The sequence below is a fragment of the Caulobacter sp. Root1472 genome (assembly GCF_001426985.1).
Taxonomy (GTDB): Bacteria; Pseudomonadota; Alphaproteobacteria; order Caulobacterales; family Caulobacteraceae; genus Caulobacter; species Caulobacter rhizosphaerae.
Genome location: NZ_LMFX01000001.1, coordinates 555492 through 577272, shown reverse-complemented (window position 1 = coordinate 577272; position 21781 = coordinate 555492). Strand labels below are relative to the sequence as shown.

The window sequence follows — 21781 nt, the reverse complement described above, 5'->3', positions numbered from 1 at the left end:
ATCCCGGCGACACAGACTCAACCATCCTCGGTATAGCAAAGCAGCGTCAGACCCGCCAAAAGCGCCACGATCGGCGGGGTCCACGCCGCCATGGCCGGCGTCAGCACGTCGGCCTTGCCCAATGCGCCACACAGCTCGTTAAAGAAGAAGAAACCAAAGCCCAAGGTTACGCCCGCGCCAGCCAGGCCGGCCAGTCCGCCCAGCCGCATCAGGCGCAGCGAGAAGGCGGCGGCCAGCACCGACATGGCGGCGAACAGCAGCGGCGTGGCCAGCACCTGCTGCAGCCGCAGGCGGAACGGGATCGACGAAAATCCCGCCGCCTCGGTGCGCTTGATGGTCTCGGGCAGCAGCCAGACGGCGATGGCCTGAGGATTGTTGAATCGCTCCGACGCCGTGCGGTCGTCCAGATTGGACGGCATGGTGTAGGTTTCCGATCGGATCGCCCCGGCGCCCGGCATGGCCACGCGCACCCCCGACAACCGCCAAAAGCCGGGCTCCAGCCGAGCCTCGTCGGCCTCGATCCGCTGCGCGAACTGCAGGGAGCCGTCGGGCTGCACCGCATAGACGAACAGCGAAACCCCCCGCAGCCGGACCGCGCCTTCCACCTGGTCGCGCGCTCGGGCGCGGATGACCACCTGGGTCTTCTCGTCGCCCTGACGCAGCCACAGGCCCTTGGGGGCCGACTTCAGATAGCTTTCCATCAGCGCGTCGCGCGAGGTCTCGAACTGGGCGCTCATCGCCGAGGTCAGCGGATTGAGCAGGGTCAGGGTGAGCAGGCCCATGATGAAGGCGGCGATGGCGGCCGGCATGATGAAGCGCCAGGCCGAGACTCCGGCCGCCCGCATGGCGATCAGCTCGCTGCGCCGATTCAGCCCGACGAACGCGCCCAGGGTCCCGAACAGGAAGATGAAGGGCGTCAGCACCAGGATCGTGGCGGGCGCCTGCAGCACCGTCAGGAACAACAGCTGGGTGAAGCCGACGTCCGCTCGGGTGCCGACGTTCTTGGAGATGTCGACGAAGGCGATCAGCATGACCAGCACGGCGACGACCGCCAGGGCGGCCGCCAGGCCGGCCAAGGTCTTCCTGAGCACATAGCGCTCGATCATGCCGACGCCGATCATGGGGCCCCCAGCGGCTGGAGGGCGTCGTGCGCGCCGATGGCGATGTAGCGGGACACCTTCTGGCGGAAGATCTGTCGCAGGCCCCACCAGATCGCCGCCAGCGGCACGGCGTACTGCAGCGGATTGAGCCAGACGTCGTTGTCGCAGGCGGCCTTGACGCCGAAGCCCACGATCTGGACCAGGGCGGCGGCCGCGCCGACCATAGCGATCCGTCGGCCATAGCCCATGCGGCTGAACGATCCGCCGATCACGGCCGCCACGGCCATCGACATCATGGCCAGATTGTAGAGCGGGCTGGCCAGGCGCCAGTGGCCTTCGGACAGCAGCTTCTCGCGGTTCTGCTGCTCCCATTCCTGGGTCAGGTCAGGGAAGAACAGCTCGTGCGGGTAGCGATCGCCGATCTTGTAGTGCAGCAGCTCGTCGCTCTGGAACAGCGAACTGAGGTCGAAGGTGTATTCGTCCCACGACAGGTACTGCAGCACGCCGGAGCTGGAGAACTCCTGGTTGGAGCCCTTGCGCAGGACCAGCACCGGCAGGCCCTTGCGCTCGGCGATGACGCCTTCGCGGGCGGTGTAGGTGACGGCGCCGCCATTGGCCTTTTCCTGGTGGATGAAAAGGTTGTGGATGATCTGGTCGCGGTCGATCGTCTGGGCGTAGACCGTCAGGCCCGGGCCCGGTTCGGTGAACTCGCCCGGGCGCACCAGGGTCGAGGCCAGGTCGGACTTGATGTCGAAGAAGGTCTCGCGAATCGCCCGCGAGCTCCACGGCGCCGCCCAGAGGCTCATGACCAGCGACAGCAGGGTGGCGAACACGGCCAGGCGCATGGCCGGCGAGATCACGCGCCAGCGACTCATGCCGCCGGCGAAGCAGACCACGATCTCCTGTTCCGTATGCAACCGGTTCAGGGCCACGAGCGTGGCCACGAACAGGGCGATCGGCAGAATCATGCTCAGCAGCTGGGGCAGGGCCAGGGCGATGATCTTCAGGAAGACCATGCCGCTTTGGCGCTGCTCGATCAGGACGTCGAACTCCGACAGGCTGCGCGCCAGCAGGGCGAGCGCCACCAGGGCCAGCGTCGCCAACAGCGTCGGGCCCAGCAACTGGCGGAAAAGATAGCGTTCGATCAGGCGCATCGACGTGGGGACGGGGACCGAGGGGGACGGGAAGCGGCGGAGTCGCGCGGCGCGCCCCCAGGGAAGGGTTCCTTCTACACGGCGTGTTCGCGTGCGCACAACCGCTCAAGTCAGGCGGAAAAGCGGCGCTGGTCCGGGCGGCGCCGAGGGCCCCGACGATTGGTGCTTTTCTTCGGTCCGGGTTTGGGTCAATCCAACAAGCTGAAGGTCCTGCTAGGGCTCCATCGGTCATCAGGAGCGCGTCATGCGTATCGAGTTCGTCACCGCCGACACCCAGGCCGGCGCCAACGCCGCCCTGGCGGTCCTGGCCTATGAAGCCGCCGCCCTTTCGCCCGAGGCCAAGGCCGTCAACGATGCGACCGGCGGGGCCCTGGCCCGCGCCGTCGCGGGCGGCCGCTTCACCGGCGCCAAGGGCCAGACGCTGGACCTGGTCGCTCCCGCGGGCCTTGAGGCGGCGCGCGTGCTGCTGGTCGGGATCGACGGCGACGGCGCCTTCGAGCCGGAGGCGGTCGAACTGGCCGCCGCCCACGCCTTCCAGGCCCTGAAGGCCTCCGGCGTCACCGAACTGGTGCTGAAGCTGGGCGGCGGCGACGCCGAGACGGCCGCTCGCGCGGCCTTCGGCGTCAAGCTGGCGGCCTATCGTTTCGACCGCTACCGCACCACCGAAAAGGCCGAGAAGAAGCCCTCGGTGAACGTGGTCAAGGTGGCCGCCGCCGATCCGGCCAAGGCTGGCAAGGCGTTCGCCTCGCTGGAGGCCGTCGCCGACGCGATCCTGTTCAGCCGCGACCTGGTTTCCGAGCCGGCCAACATTCTGCATCCGGAAGAATTCGCCGCCCGCGTGAAGGGTCTCGAGAGTCTGGGCCTGGAGGTCGAGGTCCTGGGCGAGGCCGAGATGGCCAAGCTGGGCATGGGCAGCCTGCTGGGCGTGGGTCAGGGCAGCCGGCGCGAAAGCCAACTGGTGGTGATCAAGTGGCTGGGGGCGTCCGACAAGTCGGCCCAGCCGGTGGCCTTCGTCGGCAAGGGCGTCACCTTCGACACCGGCGGCATTTCGATCAAGCCGGCCGACGGCATGGAGGACATGAAGTGGGACATGGGCGGCGCGGCCGCCGTGACCGGCGTCATGCACGCCCTGGCCGGCCGTAAGGCCAGGGTCAACGCCATCGGGATCCTGGGCCTGGTCGAGAACATGCCCGACGGCGCCGCCCAGCGCCCCGGAGACGTGGTCACCTCGATGTCGGGCCAGACCATCGAGGTCATCAACACCGACGCCGAAGGCCGCCTCGTGCTGGCCGACGCCCTCTGGTACTGCCAGGACCGCTTCAAGCCCAAGTTCATGGTCGACCTGGCCACCCTGACGGGCGCGATCATCATCTCCCTGGGTCATGACCTGGGTGGTTTGTTCAGCAATAACGACGGCTTGTCGGAGAAACTTCTCGCCGCCGGCAAGGCCGAGCGCGAGCCGCTGTGGCGCATGCCGATGCCCGCGTCCTACGAGAAGCAGATCGAAAGCCCGATCGCCGACATGAAGAACATCGGCGGTCGCCCGGCCGGCTCGATCACCGCGGCCCTGTTCCTGCAGAAGTTCGTCAACGGCGTGCCGTGGGCCCACCTGGACATCGCCTCGGTGGCCTGGAAGAAGCCCTCGACCGATCCCACCGTCCCGGACGGCGCCGTCGGCTTCGGCGTGCGCCTGCTGAACCGCCTGGTGGCGGACGCCTACGAAGGTTGATCTTGACCGCCGCGCCCTGCGACATCTGGTTCTACCATCTCGAGCGCAGCGCCTTGGAAGAGGTGCTGCCCGGGCTGCTGGAAAAGACCCTGGGCCGCGGCTGGCGGGCCCTGGTGCGCGGGGGCGATGCCGCTCGCCTGCGGGCGCTGGACGCACACCTGTGGACCTGGCGCGACGACAGCTTCCTGCCGCACGGCCTGGACGACGAGCCGATGGCCGACCGTCAGCCGGTGCTGCTGACCGACAGGCTGGACAACCCGAACGGCGGCCAGGCGTTGTTCCTGCTCGACGGAGCCGAGCCGGGCGACCTTTCGGCCTTCGAACGGTGCATCCTGCTGTTCGACGGTCGCGACGAGGAAGCCCTGCGCCTGGCGCGGGGCCGGTGGAAGGCCTTCAAGGGCGCGGGCCATCCCGTGTCCTACTGGCGCCAGGGCGCCGAACGCGGATGGGAGAAGCAGGCATGAAGCGGTTTGTGTGGATCGGCGCGGTGCTGTTGCTGGCTTCCTGCTCCAGCGGCGCGCCCGAGCCTGCGCCCATGCCGCCGCCGACCACCCCGACCGCGCCGCCGGCCGTCGCCTTGCCGGCCAAGCCGCCGGCGGCCGCGGAAAAGGACCAGTGCGGCCTGAAGGACGCCCAGGCCTTCGTCGGCAAGAACCGCACCGACCTGCCGGCCCCGGTCGATCCCTCGCGCTGGCGGGTGGCCTGCACCACCTGCCCGGTCACCATGGACTATCGTCCCGACCGCCTGAACATCCTGTTCAATCCCGACACCGGCGTCGTCCAGCAGGTCAAGTGCGGGTAGAGAAGAGAGGCCTTCTGACCTGACGGTGGCGGTGCGACGCGGCGGTCGAGGTGAAAGCCTTGTCGATCAGGCGTCCTGCGGCCCCGGTCGCAAGGCGGAAGGGTTCGTGATGACCAAGCATCGACTCTACGGGACCAGCTTCGCGAGCGTCTATCCGCTCTATGTCGCCAAGGCGGAGAGGAAGGGACGCACCAGGGCCGAGGTCGACGAGATCATCCTCTGGCTGACCGGCTTCAGCCCGGAGGCGTTCGAGGCCGAGCTGGCCAACAAGGCCGATTTCGAGACCTTCTTCGCCACTGCGCCGGCGTTGAACCCGGCGCGGGCCAACATCAAGGGCTTGGTCTGCGGCGTTCGGGTGGAGGAGGTCGCCGATCCGCTGATGCGGGAGATCCGCTACCTGGACAAGCTGATCGACGAGCTCGCCAAGGGAAAGGCGATGGACAAGATCCTGCGGCGCTGACGGCGTCGCGCGAAAGGCCTATCGCGCGCCCACGCCGGGGAACAGCGCCGGCTCGCCGTCGAAGATTCCCAGATAGCCCAACTCGCCGAGCAGCGGCGTCAGCGTATCGGCGTAGTCGTCGGCCTTGAGCGGAAGCGGGGCGGGGCGTCCCCTCTGGTCCTGCAGGCGATAGACAGTCCACATCTTGCCGCGCGGAGCCGGGGCGCCAGGCTGCAGGTAGCGGTGCTCCCAGCCGACCAGGGCGGGCGTGCGGCCGATCTCGACGTCGAACGGCCGGTCGCGGAACGCCAGGTCCATGTCCAGCCGCATGGCCTCGGCCAGCCGCTGGTCCAGCCACTCGCCGAACGCGGCCAGCACCGCGGTCGCGGACAGGCCCTCCGGATTGGCGACGACGTGATTTCGGGATGTGGTTCCTGAACTCATGCGAACAGGAATACGCGGCGCGGGTCACGTAAAGGATAAGAGACGTGGTTTAGGCGTGTTTACCATGCCGCTCTATTGGTGCGGCGGAGCGAATGCTCGGACCACGCCGGCGGAGAAGCCGTGCTCTCGGGTATTCGCTGGTCCATGGCCAAGCTTAAGCTTGGTCGGGAGGGCGGAAAAAACGACATCGACTGTTGCCAAGCTGAAGGCCGACCTTCAGCATCACGCCACCTCAGGGAGAGTGACGATGAGTGATCAGGCGACAGCCTTGGCGTCCGTGGATTTCGACAAGGCGCGGTTCGCCGCCACGCTGAAGACACGGGCTCTGCCGCCCTATGGCAGCGGCCAGTGCGCCAAGTACGTGCGAATCGCCCTTGAGACGGCCGGCATGCCCACGGGGCCCAATCCGCGCCTGGCCAAGGACTATGGACCCTATCTGGAGGGGCGAGGCTTCACCGCCGTGGCGCGCTTCGTCTCCGGCGACGCCGTCAGCAAGGGCGTCGATTCGGCGGGGTTCAAGCTGGAGGTCGGCGACGTCGCGGTGATCCAGAATCCCAGCAGCAGCACCGCCGGGCACATCCAGGGTTATGACGGCGCCAACTGGATCTCCGACTTCGTCCAGGACGCGTTCTGGCCGGGGCCGGCCTATCGCAGCGAGAAGCCGGCCTACGTCATCTACAGGCGCTGAGGTGAGGATCGCGATCCTCGCCCTGCTGGCCGGCCTCGCCGCCGGTCCGGCCGCGGCCCGGCCACCGTCCCCGCCGCCCCGCCAGCCGTCCGTCGACCCGCTGCTGGGCCTGAACCTGCCGGCCGGGGCGCGGTTCACCGCCGCGCCCGCTGACCTGGTCCAGGCCTGTCCGGCCTTGGCCAACGCCCGCTGGGACCGGCGACTGTGGATCTTCGCCCAGACCGGCAACGCCAGCACTTCGGCGGGCGAGGTCCTGGTGGTCGGCGGCGAGCTGGTTGAGCGGACGGGCGACAAGCCCGCCGTCGAGGTCGACAAGGTCGGGGTGCTGCTGTCGCGCGGCCCCGGCGCCTGCCGGCTGATCGGCCCGCCGAGGGAGGTCTTCGACTATGGCGAGGACGGCGTGACGCCGGCCACGCTCGACGCCCTGGCCCAGGACGCCGCGCGCCGCTACGCCCAGGGCCTGGGCGGCCAGGTCGCGCTGCGCAAGACGCTGAAGCGCCAGCGCATCGGGGCAGGACAGGTCAAGTCGACCGCCCTGCGCCAGGCCTTCTTCCCCGCCAAATAGGCCTCAGGCCTCGGCGGCGGCCAGTTCTTCGGCCAGGCCCATCCAGGTGGCCTCGGCCTCGTCCAGCTTGGCCTTGGCGTTGTCGCGGCGCTTGGTCAGCTCGGCGACCTTGGTTGGGTTCTTGTAGAGCTGCGGGTCGGCCAGCTGGGTGTCCAGTTCGGCGATCTGGCGCGTCTGGCGGGTGACGACCTGCTCGGCGGCCTCGATCTTGCGCTTGAGCGGCTCGATGGCGACCGACTTCTTCGGCGCGGCGGCGGGTTCGGCCTTGGCCGGCTCGCGGGCTACCTGGGTGGGCTTGACCGCCTGCTTGGCGCGGTCGAGCACGAACCTGGCGTACTCGTCCATGTCGCCGTCGAACGGCTTGACCGTGCCGTCCGCGGCCAGCCACAGGCGGTCGGCGACCAGCTCCATCAGCGAGCGGTCGTGGGTGATCAGGATCACCGCGCCCTCGTAGTCGTTCAGGGCGTCCAGCAGGGCGCGGCGCGAGTCGATGTCCAGGTGGTTGGTCGGCTCGTCCAGGATCAGCATGTGCGGGGCGTCCATCGCCACCAGGTTCAGCAGGAGACGGGCCCGCTCACCGCCCGACAGGCTCTCGACCTTGGTCTCCTGCTTCTCGAAGCCCAGGCCGAACTGCGCCAGTTTCGAACGGCGCGAGGATTCGGAGGCGTCCGGCATGGCCCGGCGGATGATCTCCAGCGGGGTGTCTTCCGGATCCATCGCCTCGATCTGGTGCTGGTGGAACCAGCCGACCTTCATCTTGCGGTCGCGATGGAACTCGCCCGACTGCACGCCCAGCGCCCCGGCGATCATCTTGGCGAAGGTCGACTTGCCCGCGCCGTTGACGCCCAGCAGGCCGATGCGGTCGTCCAGGTCCATGCGTAGGTTGAGGTTCTTGAGGATCGAGCGGCCTTCCTCGTAGCCCACGTTCGCTCGTTCCAGGCGAATGAGCGGCGGCGGCAGCGGCCGCGGCGGCGAGGGCAGGGTGAAGGGCGCGACGCGCTCCTCGATGGTGGTGGCCACCGGCTGCATCTTGGCCAGGCGCTTCATGCGGGACTGAGCTTGCGCCGCTTTGGAGGCCTTGGCCTTGAAGCGGTCGACGAAGGCCTGCAGGTGGGCGCGCTCGGCGTCTTGCTTGGCCTTGGCCGACAGCTGCAGGCGGGCCTTCTCGGCCCGGCGCTGCTCGAAGTCGTCGTAGCCGCCGGTGTAGAGCTCCAGCTTGCCCCCGGCCAGGTGCAGCATGTGGGTGCAGCTGTTGTTGAGCAGCTCACGGTCGTGGCTGACGATCAGGGCGGTGTGCGGGTACTTCTGGAGGCGGGCTTCCAGCCACAGGGCGCCTTCCAGGTCCAGATAGTTGGTCGGTTCGTCCAGCAGCAGCATGTCCGGCTCGGCGAACAGCGCCGCGGCCAGGGCCACGCGCATCCGCCAGCCGCCCGAGAACTCGGCCATCGGCCGGGCCAGGTCCTCCTGTGTGAAGCCCAGGCCGACCAGGATTTCCGACGCCTTGGCCGGGGCCGCATCGGCGTCGATCTCGATCAGTCGGGCCCAGATCTCCCCCATGTCCTCGGGGTCGGCGGTGTCCAGGCTGGTCAGCAGCCGGTGGCGCTCCTCGTCGGCCTCCAGCACGGTCTCCAGCAGGGTGAAGGGCGTGGCCGGGTGCTCCTGATCCACTGAACCGATGCGCGCGCTCTTGGGCAGGCTGATCTCGTCATCGCCAGCGTGAAGTTGGCCCAGGATCAGCTTGAACAGCGTCGACTTGCCCACGCCGTTGCGGCCGATCAATCCCACCTTGGCCCCAGGCGGCAGGCTCACGCTGGCGTGGTCGAAGAACTTCCGGCCCCAGGCGCTGAAGGTCAGGTCTTTGATCTGGAGCATATGATTTAAAGGTACGCGGCGGGTTGGCGGGGAGGAGGCGCCCGGCTATAAGCCCGCAACCTCCCAATCGACAAACTTTCTCTGTGAGATTTTCGGATCATGACCGAACGCACCTTCTCGATCATCAAGCCTGACGCCACGCGTCGCAACCTGACGGGCAAGATCAACGCCGTCATCGAAGAGGCCGGTCTGCGCATCGTCGCCCAGCGTCGCGTCAAGCTGACTGAAGCCCAGGCCAAGAAGTTCTACGAAGTCCACGCCGAGCGCCCGTTCTACGGCGAGCTGGTCGCCCAGATGACCGCCGAGCCGGTCGTCGTCCAGGTGCTGGAAGGCGACAACGCCGTGGCCAAGTACCGCGAAGTGATGGGCGCCACCAACCCGGACAACGCCGACGAAGGCACGATCCGCAAGCTGTTCGCCCTGTCGATCGGCGAGAACTCGGTCCACGGTTCGGACAGCCTGGAAAACGCGGGCATCGAGATCGCCCAGTTCTTCAAGGACGAAGAGATCGTCGGCTAAACGAGGTCGGGCGGCCGTTAGCGGCCGCCGGTTCGAAAACCCGTCAAGCGGCGCGGCCCAGGGCCGCGCCGCTTTTCTTATGCCCTCCGCCCTGGCCGGGCTATAAGACCGCCTTCGGCGCGTCAGTCCGCCGCCGAGTTCGCGGCGGTGGGAGTACGGCGAGGTGACCGAAAACAACGAGCCGATGGATCATCTGCTCAACACGCCCGACCTGGCGGGCGTGCTGGAAAGCGATCAGTTCCGGCAGTTCCTCGACCAGGTTCCGATCGCCATCGCGGTGTCGGAACTCAATCCGGTCGAACGCATCGTCTACGCCAACATCGAGTTCGAGCGGCTGAGCGGGCAAGCCGCCGCCGACCTGGAAGGCGCGACGTGGTCGGTGCTGACCGGCGAGGCGGTCGCCGAAGGCGGAAAGGCGCTCAGCGGCGCGATCGTCGACGACCAGGACTATATCGGCGCCTTCTCCTTCGCCCATGACGACGGCCAGCAGGCGGTCGACGCCTGGTCGAACGTCATCCAGGACGATGCGGGCCAACCCGTGTTTCGGATGCTGGCCTTGGTCGGGGCGACGCCCCGTGACTCCGACCTCAACGAATTTGAACAACGCATCCACGACAAGGATCTGCTGCTGCGGGAGCTTCAGCACCGCGTAGCCAACAATCTGCAGATGATCACGGCGCTGATCCGCATCGAGGCGCGCAATGTACCGGAAAACGCCACCGACGACCGGTTCAGCCGACTGGCGGGCCGGGTCGAGGCCCTGGGCCTGCTCTACCGATCACTGTCGGACGAGAGCCAGGCCGAAACCGTCGACCTGGGCGTCTATCTGAGCGAAATCGCCTCGGCGGTGATGCGGGCTCATGCCCAGGAGGGGATCCACCTGAATCTCCAGGTCGACACCTGGATGGTGTCGATCAACGTGGCGATGCCTGCTGGCCTGGTGGTCAACGAGTTGCTGACCAACGCCCTCAAGCACGCCTTCAAGGGGCGCGCGGGGGGCACGATCCAGCTTCACAGCCTGGTCGACCAGACTGGCTGCCGGGTGATCGTCGCCGACGACGGCGTCGGCTTGGCGCCCGGCTACAGTTGGCCGAGGCCTGGAAAGCTCAGCAACATGATCGTCCAGTCGCTGCGCCAGAACGCCCATGCGCGTGTCGAGGTCGAATCCCGACCCGGCGAAGGCATGCGCGTGACGGTGTTCTTCACCCGCGCGGACGCGGCGCCGGAAAGCTAGGGCGGATCGACATTCAGGCCAGATCCCTCAATTTGACGAACGAAGGGGTCATGGCGGTCTGGGGGCAAGGGCATGAAGGACTATCGCCGCCGCGACGTCGCCCTGGCGGTCGGACTGTCGGGCGTGGCCGGCTATGTCGACGCCATCGGCTTTCTGAAGCTGGGCGGTTTCTTCGTCTCGTTCATGAGCGGCAACTCCACCCGGCTGGGCGTCGGGATCGCCACAGGCCATTGGACCATGGTCCGCACCGGCTTGACGCTGATCGGCCTGTTCGTCGCCGGGGTGGTGATGGGAGCGCTGGTCGCCCGCAAGGTCGGCGAGGGGCGTCGCTCGATGGTCCTGGCGCTGGAGGCGGCGCTGCTGACGGCGGCGGCCGCCCTGATCTCGGTCGGTCTCGACGCGGCCGGGGTGGCGGCCATGGTCCTGGCCATGGGCGCGGAGAACGCGGTGTTCCAGCGCAATGGCGACGTCGGGGTGGGGCTGACCTACATGACCGGGGCCCTGGTCAAGGCCGGCCAGCGGATCGCCGCGGCCCTGACCGGCGGCGACCGCTGGGCCTGGGGTCCCTACGCCCTGCTGTGGGCCGGCCTGAGCCTTGGAGGCGCCCTGGGCGCGACGGCCTATCTGCGGGTCGGCGTCCTGGCGCTGTGGGCGGCGGCGGGTCTGGTCGCGATCCTGGCCGCCGCCAAGGCGTGGCGGGAACGACGGGCGGTTTAGGGGGGCGTGGACAGTTGAACGGTTCAGGTTGGGAGCCGCCGTGCGTCCTTCGAGGCCCTCCTCTGGAGGGCGCCTCAGGATGAGGAATTCAGCAACAACGCGCCTCATCCTGAGGCGCGTAGCGTAGCGAAGCCTCGAAGGACGCACGGCGCTCGCCGAAAAACAGCCTTCAATGTCTACCGCCACACCGCCTGAGCGGAATGGTGGGGGCTACCCCGCCGGCGCCTTGGCCGCCTCGGCCGCGCGCAGCAGGCGCAGGACGTTGCCGCTCCAGATCTTTTCCAGGTCGGCCTTGGTGTAGCCTTCGGCCAGCAGGCGCTCGCTGATCTTCCAATAGCCGGCCGCATCATTGAGGCCCGTGACCCCGCCGCCGCCGTCGAAGTCCAGGCCGATGCCGACGTGGTCGACGCCGGCCACCTTCAGGGCGTGGTTGAGGTGGTTCATGAAGTCCTCGAAGGTGGCCTTGCGAACCGGCCATTTGGTGTCGATCGCCTTGTATTCCGTCATGAAGGCGGTGCGCTGGTCCTCGCTCATCTTCGACCGTGCGCCGACCTTGGCCATCAGGGCGGCCATGGCCGCCTCGCGGTCCGGGTTCTTGGGCGTGTCGATCAGGTAGCTGGAATAGGCGTCGACCTGGATCACCCCGCCGCTGTCGGCCAGGGCCTTGATCCTTGCGTCGTCGACGTTGCGCGGATGGTCGAACACCGCCTTGCAGCCCGAATGGGTCAGGATCACCGGGGTCTTGGACAGGGCGATCAGCTGGTCCAGCACCTCGTCCGACGAATGCGAACCGTCCAGCACCACGCCCAGGCGGTTGGCCTCGGCCACGAACTGTTTCCCCAGCGGCGACAGGCCATGCCACTCCGGCTTGTCCGTGGACGAGTCCGCCATGTCGTTGTTCTTGAAGTGGGCCAGGCCGCTGATCCGCACGCCCATGGCGTAGAAGGCCGACAGCAGGGTGACGTCGCCGTCGATCGGGTAGCTGTTCTCGATGCTCATGAACACCACGCGCTTGCCCTGGGCGGCGATCGTCGCGGCGTCGTCGGCCTTCAGGGCCAGGCCGAACTTGTCGCCATGCTTGGCCACCATCTCGCGGATCTCGACGCCGCGGATCAGGGCCGCGTCGCGGGCGGCGCGGGTGGCCTCGGGGGTGCGCGGGCCCTGGGGCGTATAGATGGCGAAGAAGCCGCCATCCAGCCCGCCCTCGACCATGCGCGGATAGTCGATCTGCGAGCCGTCCTTGGCCGCGTCGTGGCGGTCCAGGATGTCCCACCCAGGCCGGCCGAAATTGGCCGGGGTGTCCAGGTGGGTGTCGAGGGTTAGCAGGCTCTCGTGGATGGCGCGGGCCGAGGCGGCGGGTTCGGCGGCCTGGACGCTGGTGGCGAGGGCGTTGGTGGCGAGAGCGAGGGCCGAGACGGCGGCCAGCAGGATGGATCGGGTCATGGATGCACTCGAACGCTGTCCGGCCGGTCCCGCCCCCTTTGCTCAAGGGCGAGACCGGCCGGAACGTGGGCCTAGAAGTCGGCGGACAGGGTGAACTGGATCGTCCGGTGCGAGCCGGGCCGGAAGCTGGCCGGGGTGTTCACCGTGGTGTTGATCGTGCCCAGATAGTCCTTGTCGAAGATGTTATCGACATTGACCCGGGCCTTGATCTGCTCGAACGGCCCGGCTCCGAACCCGTCGCCCAGGTCGAGATAGGCGTTGACGATCGTATAGCCCTTGGTCGTCTCGCTATTGGTGAAGTTGGTATAGCGGTCGTCGATGTGGCGGGCCGAGACGTTGAACACCACCCCGTCGGTCGGTTCGACGGTCACCCCGCCCTGGAACAGCCATTCGGGGAAGTCGGGCACCGCGTTGCCGGCGATCTTCAGCGCCGCCGGCGTCGGGGTCAGGGTGAAGTTGGCGATGTCGTCCTGGAACTCCGACTTGTTGTACGAGGCGTTGGCGTTGAAATAGATCTTGCCGCCCAGCAGGCCCGGCTTCCACTGGCCGCTGAACTCGGCGCCCGAGGCCTTCACCGCTCCGACGTTCTGGTAGAAGGTCTCGGTCGTGCCGCCGCCGCCCGGCACCAGGGCCGCGAAGGCCTGCAGGCGGTTCTTGAACTCGGTCTTGTAGACCACCACCGAGGCGTTGAAGGTCGGCCGGTTGGCGCGGTAGCCCAGCTCGAGGTTGGTCGAGGTCTCGGGCCTGGGGCCGGTCACGGCCGGGCTGGCGGCCGAGAACACGTCGTCGGCGCCGCGCGGCAGGGCCATGTTCTCCGAATAGGACGAGAAGATCTGGTCGCGGCTGCTCACGTTATAGACCACGCCGACCTGCGGCAGGAAATCGTCCTTCCAGTTGGCCTTCAGCGTCGGCTGGCGGCTGTTGATGTAGTCGGCCGGATTGCGATAGCCGCTGATCTTGTAGTCGATGTCGGTGGCCTTGAAGCCCAACTCGACCTTCAACTTGTCGTCGACCAGGCTCAGGGTGTCCTTCAGGAAAAACTGCGTGGTCTGCCGGGTCGAGACATAGTTGCGCTGCCGGTGGACGGGCTCGTTGAACAGCGGCGCGCCGTCCGGATTGCCGTCCTGCACGTTGTAGCGCGCCTGGGTGCGATGATAGTCGTCGTCCTCCAGCCAGAGGCCGGCCTCCAGCTTGTTGAAGCCGGCGCGCCAGGCGACCTTGCCGGTGACGCCCTTGCGGGTGCCGTCGATGCCCGACAGGCCGTACTGCAGACCCCGGGGCGCGGTCAGGCCGGTGACGATCAGGCGCTCGGCGTTGTAGCTGGCCAGCGAGGTGGCGTAGGCCTCGGGCGAGACGCCATAGCCTTCCTTGTCCTCGTAATAGCCGGTGGCGGTGACGTCGATCGCGTCGGTGACGGGGGTGTTCAGGGTCAGGCCGTAGAGGTGGTCCTGCCGGCTGTTGACCGCGAACTTGTAGTACTGGGCGTAGTTGCTGTTGGAATAGGGCACGCCGGCCGTGGTCTGCGGCAGGCTGGAATCCGTGGCCGCCGTGCCGAACGGCGTCGAGAGCGGCACGTGGCCGAGATAGGCGAAGTCGCGGCCCTTGCGGCCGAACACGTCGCCGGCCGTTCCGGCGTACTGGGCCTTGGTGATCGACGGGCTGTCATAGTCGAAATAGTCGTTGTGCACGGTCTGGAAGCTGATGTTTCCGCCGTTGGGCAGGGCGTAGTTGATCTTGCCCTCATAGTGCTTGCGGTCGATCGTGCCCGGACCGCGCCACAGGTCGCCCTTGATGATCGAGGCGCTGGCATAGGCCGAGAAGCCCCCGTGCTCGCCGGTCTCCAGGCGCAGGAAGGTGCGGCGTAGGCTGTCGCTGCCCAGGGTCTGGCTGACCGAGCCGCCGGCGGTCTCGGCCGGCTTCTGGGTGAAGTAGTCGACGATCGGGCCCAGCGAGGCGTAGCTGGGCAGGGCGACGTCGCCGGCCCCGGCCGAGGCGGTCACCCGCAGCAGGTTCTCGTTGTCCACATAGCGATAGATCGGGCTGCCGCCGAACTGGTCGCTGCGGCCCATCGGGATATTGTCCAGCAGGAAGCCGATCTGCTGGAAGTTGAAGGCTCGCACCGAGACCGAATTGCCGAACTCGTACATGCCCAGGGCGTCGTTGGCCTGGACGTTGAAGCCGGGCAGGGACTCCAGCATCTTCAGGCCGGTGACGCCGGCCGGGGCCGACAGCAGAGCCTCGCGGGTGATCGACACCGTGGCGGTGGCGTGGTCGGTGCCGATGGCGACGCTGGCCTCCGACACCCGGGCCCCCGTCACCACCAGTTCATCGACCGTCGAGGCCTTGTCGGCCTCCTGAGCCAGGGCGGGCGTCGCGCCGCCCAGCACCGAAGCGGCCAGCAGCAGAGCCCGGAAGCGGCGCAAGGCCGGCGAAGGACGCGTGTTCGTCATGACTATCCCCAATCTTTTTGACGGGAGAAAGCTCGACGGTTCGTCTATCGCGGTAAATTCAGAAAAGCTGTTTGCGGCGACAATATAAAAGCGAGTCCAGGTGATGCGCACTCATGTCTAAATTATGAACATCGGAAATATTACATATTGTATTTGCCAATGAGGATCTCACGAAAACCCTGAGGGTCATCGTGTTGAGGTGGTGCGCGCTTTTTTCGAAATGGAACGTCGGGACGTCTGTTTCAGGTCATGGGCAGCCGAGAGGTGTCGCGACGGACCGTCGTGGCCCGCCTTCCGCACCCCCGCTGTCCTTGGCGCCTGAGAGATTCAGCGATGCAGGATCGCCTTGCTCCTTCGGCGAGGGCGCACGCAGACGCGCCCTGCTTTCCAGCGTTTCGAGGCCGTCGCGGTCCTTTTGCTTGAGCGTTTCCGGGGCGGTTTCGCCTTCAGCGCCGGGCCAGGCCCGGTCTCTCCCGCGAGAGCGCCTACAGAAGGATCCGCAACCGAGTTTGCGTCAATTCGGGACGGCGGCGCATGCGCGCCAGACGGCGGGGCGCCGTTTTGAATCGCAACCCGCGCTGCTTTTCGCGGCGTCCAAGGCGAGCTTTGTTCGCCCTCGTGCAAGTCGGGGTGCGCTGGAGTTCCTGAAAGTGGTCAGGTTCCGAGAGGGTGGCGGATCATATAGTCGGCGCGCTCGCGGATCGATGGACTGCGGTCGGCGGTCATGTGGGCGATCAGTTGATCCAGGTCTCGGACCGAGGCGCGGTGCTCGATCAGCGCGTCGGCCGCAACCCGGCGCACGACGGCGGAGCGATCGACAAGCCCCTGTCGAATTAGCGCCTCGGGATCCTGATCGGTGGCCAGTTCACGGCTTTCGGTCAAAACGACGCGCCGGCGCAGGCCATAGGCCTTGTCGATCCACTTCCACCCGTGTCCGACGGGCCAATGGACCTTGCGCTCGATCAGGCATTTCAGCGCCGTCGCCCGGACTGACGGCTGCACCGCGTCACGGGCGAGTTCAGCCAGGCCTCGATCGAATCCAGGATAACGCAGCAGTTGTCGCAACCGGGTCGCGAGAGGCCCATTTGCGCCTGTCAGGAATAGGGGCGCGACATGGGCAGCCACCGCGGGGTTGGCGAAGACCGCGTCCAGCGCCTGGCGCTCTTGCCCCCACCTTCGCCAACGGAAGGCCTTGTCGACCAGGTCGATCGCGGTTCGAGCCGTCAACTCGGGAGAGGCGAGGGGAAAGAGCCGTTCGGCGCAGCGGACGGCGGCGGCCCGGACCGGCTCGGCCCAGTCGTTGAGCCGAAGCGCGATCGCTGCGAAGGCAAAGGGCGTGGCGGGCGGCTCGACCAGGGCGTCCAGCGCCGCCTCGCGAATCCGCCCGTCGGAATGAAAGAGAAAAAGCCGGGCGTAGCGCGGATCGGCGGTCATCAGCTCGCGTTCCGACGGTGGCCCCACCGGGGCGCCCAGAAACAGATCCAGGACGCCCCGCTTTCTTGGCGCGGGACGAACCCAGCCGAGCCGCACTCCGGCGTTGATCTCATGCGCCGCGCGCGAGACGGCGTCGGCCGGCAAGTCCTCGATGTCTGTCAGGATCCGTTCCAGGATCGCGCCATCGGGCGCCGGACCCGAGACTAAACGCTCTCCGAACGCCGACAGGCTCTGCCGGAGACCCAGCGGCAGTAAATGGTCACGCTTCATGATGCGCAACCTAGCCACGCAACGGCGACCGATGAAGCCCGAATATCAGAGCCCGCGCACGAACGCGGCCAGGGTCGCCGGATACAGCTGGTGCTCCTGCTCCAGCACGCGGTCGCTCAGCATGTGGTCGGTGTCGCCCGGCAGGATCGGCACGCGGGCCTGGCCCAGGATCGGGCCTTCGTCGACGCCGGCGGTGACCAGGTGGACGGTGCAGCCGGCCTCGACCTCGCCGGCGCTCAGCGCGCGGCCGTGGGTGTCCAGGCCCGGATAGGCGGGCAGCAGGGACGGGTGGATGTTCAGCATCCGGCCTTCCCAGGCATTGACCAGGAACGGCGTCAGGATGCGCATGTAGCCGGCCAGGGCCACCACCTGGATCCCGCGTTCGCGCAAGGCGGCGTCGATGGCGCGCTCGTGCGCCTCGCGGTCCTTGCCGTAGGGCTTCTGGTCCACGGCCAGGGCCTCGACGCCAGCCGCGGCGGCGGTGATCAGGCCGCCCGCCTCGGGCTTGTTGGACAGCACCAGGGCGATCTCGAACGGGCAGGCGGGATCCTGGGCGGCCCGGACCAGGGCCTCCATGTTGGAGCCCCGGCCGGAGATCAGGACGGCGACCTTGGTCTTGTGTGTCACGCGGATGGCTCCGTGGGGCCGCCCTCGTCCTTCGACAAGCTCAGGATGAGGGCTACGGGAGATGCCGGCTGCTTGGAGCCTGAATTGAAATCCTCATCCTGAGCCTGTCGAAGGACGAGGATTTCACGCACGACCTAGGCCGCCTGGACCAGCTGCCCGCAGATGAACGCGTCCTCGCCAGCGTTCAGCAGGGCGGCCAGCACCGGCTCGGCGTCGGACGCCGCGACCACCAGGATGAAGCCGACGCCGCAGTTGAACGTGCGGCGCAGCTCGTGGTCGCTGATGCCGCCCTCGCGCTGCAGCCAGTCGAAGACCGGGGGCAGGGGCCAGGCGTTCCAGTCGAACTCGGGCACCAGGCCCTCGGCGATGCAGCGGGGCGGGTTCTCGATCAGGCCGCCGCCGGTGATGTGGGCGCCGCCCTTGACGCGGCCCGACTGCAGCAGGGGCAGGATCGACTTCACGTAGATGCGGGTCGGGGCCATCAGAGCCTGCGCCAGGGTCACGCCTTCCGCGAACGGGGCCGGGGCGTCCCAGGCCAGGCCCGAGCGCTCGACCACCCGGCGCACCAGGCTGTAGCCGTTGGAGTGCGGGCCCGACGAGCCGACGCCGATGATCAGGTCGCCGGCCCGCTGGCGGTCCAGCTTGGGCAGCACGCCGTCGCGCTCGACCGCCCCGACCGAGAAGCCGGCCAGGTCGTATTCGCCGTCGCCGTACATGCCCGGCATCTCGGCCGTCTCGCCGCCGACCAGGGCCGCGCCGGCCAGCTTGCAGCCGTCGGCGATGCCGGCCACCACGCTGGTGGCGGTCGCCACGTCCAGCTTGCCCGTGGCGAAATAGTCGAGGAACAGCAAGGGCTCGGCGCCCTGGGCCAGCAGGTCGTTGACGCACATGGCCACCAGGTCGATCCCGACCGTGGCGTGCATGCCCGTGTCGATGGCGATGCGCAGCTTGGTGCCGACGCCGTCGGTGGTGGAGACCAGCAGCGGGTCGTCGTAGCCGGCCGCCTTCAGGTCGAACAGGGCGCCGAAACCGCCCAGGCCGGCCTCGGCGCCGGGACGCCGGGTGGCCTTGGCCAGGGGCTTGATCGCCTCGACCAGGGCGTTGCCCGCATCGATATCGACGCCGGCCTGGGCGTAGGTGAGGCCGTTCTGGGGGTCGCTCATGCGCTTGCTCTGGCTCGAAGACGGCCCAATGGGCCGTTTTTGAAAGGAAACTTGCCGCTCCCCCTAAGCTTGTGCTTGCAGACTCGGGGGTGCGCGAGGCTATTAGCAGCCGATGACGACGATCACCACTACCGCTGAGCTGGCGGCGTTCTGTAATGAGTTGAAGGGCCAGCCCTTCATCGCCGTGGACACCGAGTTCATGCGCGAAACCACCTACTGGCCCAAGCTGTGCCTGATCCAGGTGGCCTCGCCCGACACCGAAGCCTGTATCGACCCGCTGGCCGAAGGCATCGACCTGGCGCCGTTGCTCGACATCCTGCGCGACCCGTCGGTCCTGAAGGTGTTCCACGCCGCTCGCCAGGACGTCGAGATCTTCAACAATCTCGACGCCATGCCGACGCCCTTGTTCGACACCCAGGTGGCCGGCATGGCCGCCGGGTTCGGCGAGCAGATCGCCTACGACGCCCTGGTCCGCCAGATGCTGAAGATCGAACTGGACAAGTCCAGCCGCTTCACCGACTGGGCCCGCCGGCCGTTGAGCGAGGCCCAGCTGACCTATGCCGTCGCCGACGTCACCCACCTGGCGACCCTGTTCCCCATCCTGCGCGACCGCCTGGACAAGGCCGGCCGCCTGGCCTGGGTGGAAGAGGAGATGAAGGCGCTCAACGACCCGACCGCCTACGACGTCGATCCGGAAAAGGCCTGGCGCCGCCTGCGCCCGCGCAAGACCGGCGCCAAGTATCTGGCGGTGTTCAAGGCCGTGGCCGCCTGGCGCGAGCGCACCGCCCAGAGCCGCGACCAGCCGCGCGGCCGCATCCTCAAGGACGAGGCCATCGACGAGCTGGCCACCCAGGCCCCGACCTCGCTGGAGGGCCTCAACACCCTGCGCAGCGTGCCCAAGGGCTTCGGCGGCTCCAAGTTCGGTCCCGACCTGCTGGCCGCGATCAAGGCCGCCCTGGCCGATCCGGAAGGCTACGCCCCGGTGCTGGAGAAGTCCGGCCCGCCGCCGCCCGCCTCGGCGGGCGCCGTGGTCGAGCTGCTGAAGGTGCTGCTCAAGGCCCGGGCCGAGGAAGCCGGCGTGGCCTCCAAGCTGATCGCCACGGTCTCTGACCTGGAGAAGATCGCCGCCGACGACGAGGCCAACACGCCCGCCCTGCAAGGCTGGCGTCTGGAGGCCTTCGGGTCCGACGCCCTGAAGATCAAGCGCGGCGAGCTGGCCTTGGTGCTGGACGGAGCCCGGGTTCGTGTGGTGGAAGTGCGCCGCGCGCCCAAGCCGGACTGAGGGCGCGGGAGGGGCGACCTCTCCTGATGTCCGGCGGCTGTCGGGGGCGTTGCGTATGCGGGTGGCTTGGGATCAACTGGCGGCCGCCTACAGGCCCGCCGCGATTTCCCATCGCCGCCAGATCCCGCTGCGGGTCTTCGTCATCCTGGTCGTCGTCGCCGCCACGGTCTGGCGGCCGGCCTTTCACTTCCTGGTGCCTTGGGCCGCGGCGTGCATCGTCGCCCAGATCATCGAGCAGCAGGCGCTGCGCTATTTTCTGACCCGCGCGGAACCCGGGCGCGCCGTGATCTTCAACCTGGCCTCGGACGTGCTGCTGGCCGTGGTGTTCGGCTGGGCGTCGCTGCCGATCTGGGCGCTGGGGACGCCGGTGGCGACGGCCTCGGCGATCATCCTGGTGTCCGGCTCAGTGCTGACCGCCCTGATGGGCGCCGAGGGCTGCGTGGCGGCGTTCCTGGCGGCCGTGACGCCGCACATGACCTACATGCTCGTCCTGCCCCTGACGTCGGCAACGCGCCAGGATCCGCTGGGGGCCTACTACCTGATGGGCGTGGCCCTGTTCGCCCTGGTGCTGGGCCTGGTGTTCGCCTGGTCGCGACGGACCTTCGAGGCCGAGCGGTCGGCCCGGCGCCTCGCCGAGGCCCAGACCGCGGCCAAGTCGGCCTTCGTGGCCATGGTCAGCCACGAACTGCGCACGCCGCTGAGCGCCATCCTCGGCGGGGCCGGCGACCTGGCGCGCGAGGCCGGCGACGCGCGGGCCCGCGACAAGGCCGCCCTGATCGCCGACGCCGGGGCGATGATGCGCGCGCTGCTCAACGACCTGCTGGACGTCTCCAAGATCGAGGCTGGCCGGATGAGCGTCGAGGTCCTGGATTTTTCGCCGGGAGCGCTGATCGACGAGACCGTGCGCTTCTGGCGCGACGAGGCCAGGGCCAAGGGGCTGGCGCTGGACCTGACGGGCGAGCGGGACCTGCCCCCATGGCTGCGCGGCGATCCGGTGCGCCTTCGCCAGGTGCTCAACAACCTGCTGTCCAACGCCATCAAGTTCACCCCGACGGGCCGGGTCGCGCTGAGCGTCAGGGCCGAGCGGCGAGGGGACGGCTGGCGGGTGGCCGTCGAGGTCTCCGACACCGGACCCGGCCTGTCGCCCGAGCAGGTGGCGCGGCTGTTCACGGCCTATGACCAGTTGGGTCCCGATACGGCGCGCACCTTCGGCGGGACGGGTCTTGGCCTGTCGATCAGCCGGGACCTGGCGCGGCTGATGGGCGGGGACCTGACCGCGCGCTCACCGTCCCAAGGCGGCGCGGTGTTCGAGCTGACCCTGCCGATGGCGGCCGGCGTGGCGCCGGCCGTCGCCGAACCGACAGCGGCGCCCAAGCCGCCGCCAAGCGTCTTCGACCGGTCGCCCCTGGCCCTGGTGGTCGACGATCACGAGGTCAACCGGCGGCTCTTGAGCCACATCCTCGACGCCATGGGCGTGCGGGTCGAACTGGCCGCCGACGGCGAAACGGGCTTGGCCCTGGCCGGCGAGCGGCGCTTCGACGTGATCCTGATGGACGTCAACATGCCGGGGCTCGACGGGCTGGAGACCACGCGCCGTCTGCGCCTCACAGGCCCGAACACCACCACGCCGGTGATCGCCGTCACCGCCGGCGTCTCGGACGCCGAGCGCGAAGCCTGCCGCGCGGCCGGGATGGACGACTGGATCGAAAAGCCGTTCCAGGCCGCGACCTTGCAGCGGGTGCTGTGGCGGGCGCTGGATCCGGATCTGGTCCGGGCCTAGAGCCGAGCTGATCGAACGAGGCTGGCTCTTTTTCCGCGCCGCGTCCGATCGCCTTCGCCCGGTCCGCTC

Annotated in this window: 20 protein-coding genes, 1 pseudogene and 1 riboswitch; of the genes and pseudogenes, 11 read left to right on the top strand and 10 right to left on the bottom strand. The window is 68.2% G+C overall.

All coding sequences use genetic code 11. The features are described from left to right. Positions 1-17: 17 nt before the first annotated feature. Both lptG and lptF read right to left on the bottom strand, forming a co-directional pair. Positions 18-1121, bottom strand: a complete 1104-nt coding sequence (gene lptG / locus ASD47_RS02360; RefSeq protein WP_056751015.1) for an LPS export ABC transporter permease LptG — start codon at positions 1119-1121, stop codon at positions 18-20. Then, positions 1118-2254, bottom strand: coding sequence for an LPS export ABC transporter permease LptF (gene lptF, locus ASD47_RS02355; protein ID WP_056751012.1), 1137 nt, complete (start codon positions 2252-2254; stop codon positions 1118-1120). The genes lptG and lptF overlap by 4 nt, the downstream gene beginning before the upstream one ends. Before the next feature lie 244 nt (positions 2255-2498). Between lptF and ASD47_RS02350 the strand changes: the two genes are divergently transcribed. The 4 genes from ASD47_RS02350 to ASD47_RS02335 all read left to right on the top strand — a co-directional run bounded on the left by ASD47_RS02350 (position 2499) and on the right by ASD47_RS02335 (position 5245). Then, positions 2499-3983, top strand: a complete 1485-nt coding sequence (locus ASD47_RS02350) for a leucyl aminopeptidase (RefSeq protein ID WP_056751007.1) — start codon at positions 2499-2501, stop codon at positions 3981-3983. Between the two features lie 2 nt (positions 3984-3985). Beyond that, the gene (locus tag ASD47_RS02345; RefSeq protein WP_056751005.1) at positions 3986-4447 is read left to right on the top strand and encodes a DNA polymerase III subunit chi; all 462 of its coding nucleotides are present in this window, start codon (positions 3986-3988) and stop codon (positions 4445-4447) included. Continuing rightward, positions 4444-4785: a peptidase inhibitor I78 gene (locus tag ASD47_RS02340; RefSeq protein WP_056750999.1), complete on the top strand. Its 342-nt coding sequence runs from the start codon at positions 4444-4446 to the stop codon at positions 4783-4785. The genes ASD47_RS02345 and ASD47_RS02340 overlap by 4 nt, the downstream gene beginning before the upstream one ends. Before the next feature lie 109 nt (positions 4786-4894). Next, complete coding sequence (locus ASD47_RS02335) at positions 4895-5245, top strand: DUF2200 domain-containing protein (protein ID WP_056750995.1); 351 nt, start codon at positions 4895-4897, stop codon at positions 5243-5245. An 18-nt stretch (positions 5246-5263) separates the two neighbouring features. Here the strand turns inward: ASD47_RS02335 and ASD47_RS02330 are convergent, their stop codons facing one another. Beyond that, a complete protein-coding gene (locus ASD47_RS02330; RefSeq protein WP_056750992.1) occupies positions 5264-5668 on the bottom strand; it encodes a hypothetical protein in 405 nt (134 codons plus the stop codon). A gap of 247 nt (positions 5669-5915) precedes the next feature. Between ASD47_RS02330 and ASD47_RS02325 the strand changes: the two genes are divergently transcribed. After that, positions 5916-6356, top strand: coding sequence for a hypothetical protein (locus tag ASD47_RS02325; RefSeq protein ID WP_056750988.1), 441 nt, complete (start codon positions 5916-5918; stop codon positions 6354-6356). Position 6357: 1 nt separating this feature from the next. Next, positions 6358-6921, top strand: coding sequence for a hypothetical protein (locus ASD47_RS02320; RefSeq protein WP_056750986.1), 564 nt, complete (start codon positions 6358-6360; stop codon positions 6919-6921). Positions 6922-6924: 3 nt separating this feature from the next. Here the strand turns inward: ASD47_RS02320 and ASD47_RS02315 are convergent, their stop codons facing one another. Beyond that, on the bottom strand, positions 6925-8793 hold the full coding sequence (locus ASD47_RS02315) for an ABC-F family ATP-binding cassette domain-containing protein (RefSeq protein WP_056750985.1): 1869 nt from the start codon (positions 8791-8793) through the stop codon (positions 6925-6927). Positions 8794-8892: 99 nt separating this feature from the next. Here ASD47_RS02315 and ndk point away from each other — a divergent pair, with 99 nt between their 5' ends. From ndk to ASD47_RS02300, 3 genes are all read left to right on the top strand, one after another. Then, positions 8893-9312, top strand: a complete 420-nt coding sequence (gene ndk, locus ASD47_RS02310; protein WP_035076992.1) for a nucleoside-diphosphate kinase — start codon at positions 8893-8895, stop codon at positions 9310-9312. Between the two features lie 163 nt (positions 9313-9475). Then, positions 9476-10546, top strand: coding sequence for a sensor histidine kinase (locus tag ASD47_RS02305; protein ID WP_200945216.1), 1071 nt, complete (start codon positions 9476-9478; stop codon positions 10544-10546). A 72-nt stretch (positions 10547-10618) separates the two neighbouring features. Further along, positions 10619-11263 (top strand): YoaK family protein, encoded by a 645-nt coding sequence (locus tag ASD47_RS02300; protein ID WP_056750981.1) that lies wholly within the window; start codon positions 10619-10621, stop codon positions 11261-11263. A gap of 210 nt (positions 11264-11473) precedes the next feature. Here the strand turns inward: ASD47_RS02300 and ASD47_RS02295 are convergent, their stop codons facing one another. The 6 genes and pseudogenes from ASD47_RS02295 to purM form a co-directional block, all read right to left on the bottom strand. Further along, the gene (locus ASD47_RS02295) at positions 11474-12706 is read right to left on the bottom strand and encodes a dipeptidase (RefSeq protein ID WP_056750979.1); all 1233 of its coding nucleotides are present in this window, start codon (positions 12704-12706) and stop codon (positions 11474-11476) included. Between the two features lie 71 nt (positions 12707-12777). After that, a complete protein-coding gene (locus tag ASD47_RS02290; protein WP_056750977.1) occupies positions 12778-15168 on the bottom strand; it encodes a TonB-dependent receptor in 2391 nt (796 codons plus the stop codon). Between the two features lie 385 nt (positions 15169-15553). Continuing rightward, a riboswitch (glycine riboswitch) is annotated at positions 15554-15642 on the bottom strand. A 168-nt stretch (positions 15643-15810) separates the two neighbouring features. Beyond that, positions 15811-16860, bottom strand: a complete 1050-nt coding sequence (locus ASD47_RS02285; protein WP_056750973.1) for a hypothetical protein — start codon at positions 16858-16860, stop codon at positions 15811-15813. Positions 16861-16905: 45 nt separating this feature from the next. Next, positions 16906-17487: a phosphoribosylglycinamide formyltransferase gene (gene purN, locus ASD47_RS02280; protein ID WP_056750970.1), complete on the bottom strand. Its 582-nt coding sequence runs from the start codon at positions 17485-17487 to the stop codon at positions 16906-16908. Between the two features lie 18 nt (positions 17488-17505). Then, positions 17506-17618: pseudogene (locus ASD47_RS27355) on the bottom strand (hypothetical protein); the annotation flags it as partial. A gap of 3 nt (positions 17619-17621) precedes the next feature. Continuing rightward, positions 17622-18650 carry a phosphoribosylformylglycinamidine cyclo-ligase gene (gene purM, locus ASD47_RS02275; RefSeq protein ID WP_056750968.1) on the bottom strand — a complete coding sequence of 343 codons (1029 nt, stop codon included), beginning with the start codon at positions 18648-18650 and terminating at the stop codon, positions 17622-17624. Positions 18651-18762: 112 nt separating this feature from the next. Between purM and rnd the strand changes: the two genes are divergently transcribed. Next, positions 18763-19932 carry a ribonuclease D gene (gene rnd, locus ASD47_RS02270; protein ID WP_056750965.1) on the top strand — a complete coding sequence of 390 codons (1170 nt, stop codon included), beginning with the start codon at positions 18763-18765 and terminating at the stop codon, positions 19930-19932. 55 nt (positions 19933-19987) lie between these two features. Beyond that, on the top strand, positions 19988-21712 hold the full coding sequence (locus tag ASD47_RS02265) for an ATP-binding protein (protein ID WP_056750962.1): 1725 nt from the start codon (positions 19988-19990) through the stop codon (positions 21710-21712). The last annotated feature ends 69 nt before the right edge of the window (positions 21713-21781 follow it).

Bases quoted from the DNA above. Each gene is read 5' to 3' on its own strand.
- ASD47_RS02340 (WP_056750999.1), top strand. From the start codon at position 4,444: ATGAAGCGGTTTGTGTGGATCGGCGCGGTGCTGTTGCTGGCTTCCTGC.
- purM (WP_056750968.1), bottom strand. From the start codon at position 18,650: ATGAGCGACCCCCAGAACGGCCTCACCTACGCCCAGGCCGGCGTCGAT.
- rnd (WP_056750965.1), top strand. From the start codon at position 18,763: ATGACGACGATCACCACTACCGCTGAGCTGGCGGCGTTCTGTAATGAG.
- ASD47_RS02285 (WP_056750973.1), bottom strand. From the start codon at position 16,860: ATGAAGCGTGACCATTTACTGCCGCTGGGTCTCCGGCAGAGCCTGTCG.
- ASD47_RS02325 (WP_056750988.1), top strand. From the start codon at position 5,916: ATGAGTGATCAGGCGACAGCCTTGGCGTCCGTGGATTTCGACAAGGCG.
- ASD47_RS02330 (WP_056750992.1), bottom strand. From the start codon at position 5,668: ATGAGTTCAGGAACCACATCCCGAAATCACGTCGTCGCCAATCCGGAG.
- ASD47_RS02350 (WP_056751007.1), top strand. From the start codon at position 2,499: ATGCGTATCGAGTTCGTCACCGCCGACACCCAGGCCGGCGCCAACGCC.
- ASD47_RS02335 (WP_056750995.1), top strand. From the start codon at position 4,895: ATGACCAAGCATCGACTCTACGGGACCAGCTTCGCGAGCGTCTATCCG.
- lptF (WP_056751012.1), bottom strand. From the start codon at position 2,254: ATGCGCCTGATCGAACGCTATCTTTTCCGCCAGTTGCTGGGCCCGACG.
- ASD47_RS02265 (WP_056750962.1), top strand. From the start codon at position 19,988: ATGCGGGTGGCTTGGGATCAACTGGCGGCCGCCTACAGGCCCGCCGCG.
- lptG (WP_056751015.1), bottom strand. From the start codon at position 1,121: ATGATCGGCGTCGGCATGATCGAGCGCTATGTGCTCAGGAAGACCTTG.
- ASD47_RS02295 (WP_056750979.1), bottom strand. From the start codon at position 12,706: ATGACCCGATCCATCCTGCTGGCCGCCGTCTCGGCCCTCGCTCTCGCC.
- ndk (WP_035076992.1), top strand. From the start codon at position 8,893: ATGACCGAACGCACCTTCTCGATCATCAAGCCTGACGCCACGCGTCGC.
- ASD47_RS02315 (WP_056750985.1), bottom strand. From the start codon at position 8,793: ATGCTCCAGATCAAAGACCTGACCTTCAGCGCCTGGGGCCGGAAGTTC.
- ASD47_RS02300 (WP_056750981.1), top strand. From the start codon at position 10,619: ATGAAGGACTATCGCCGCCGCGACGTCGCCCTGGCGGTCGGACTGTCG.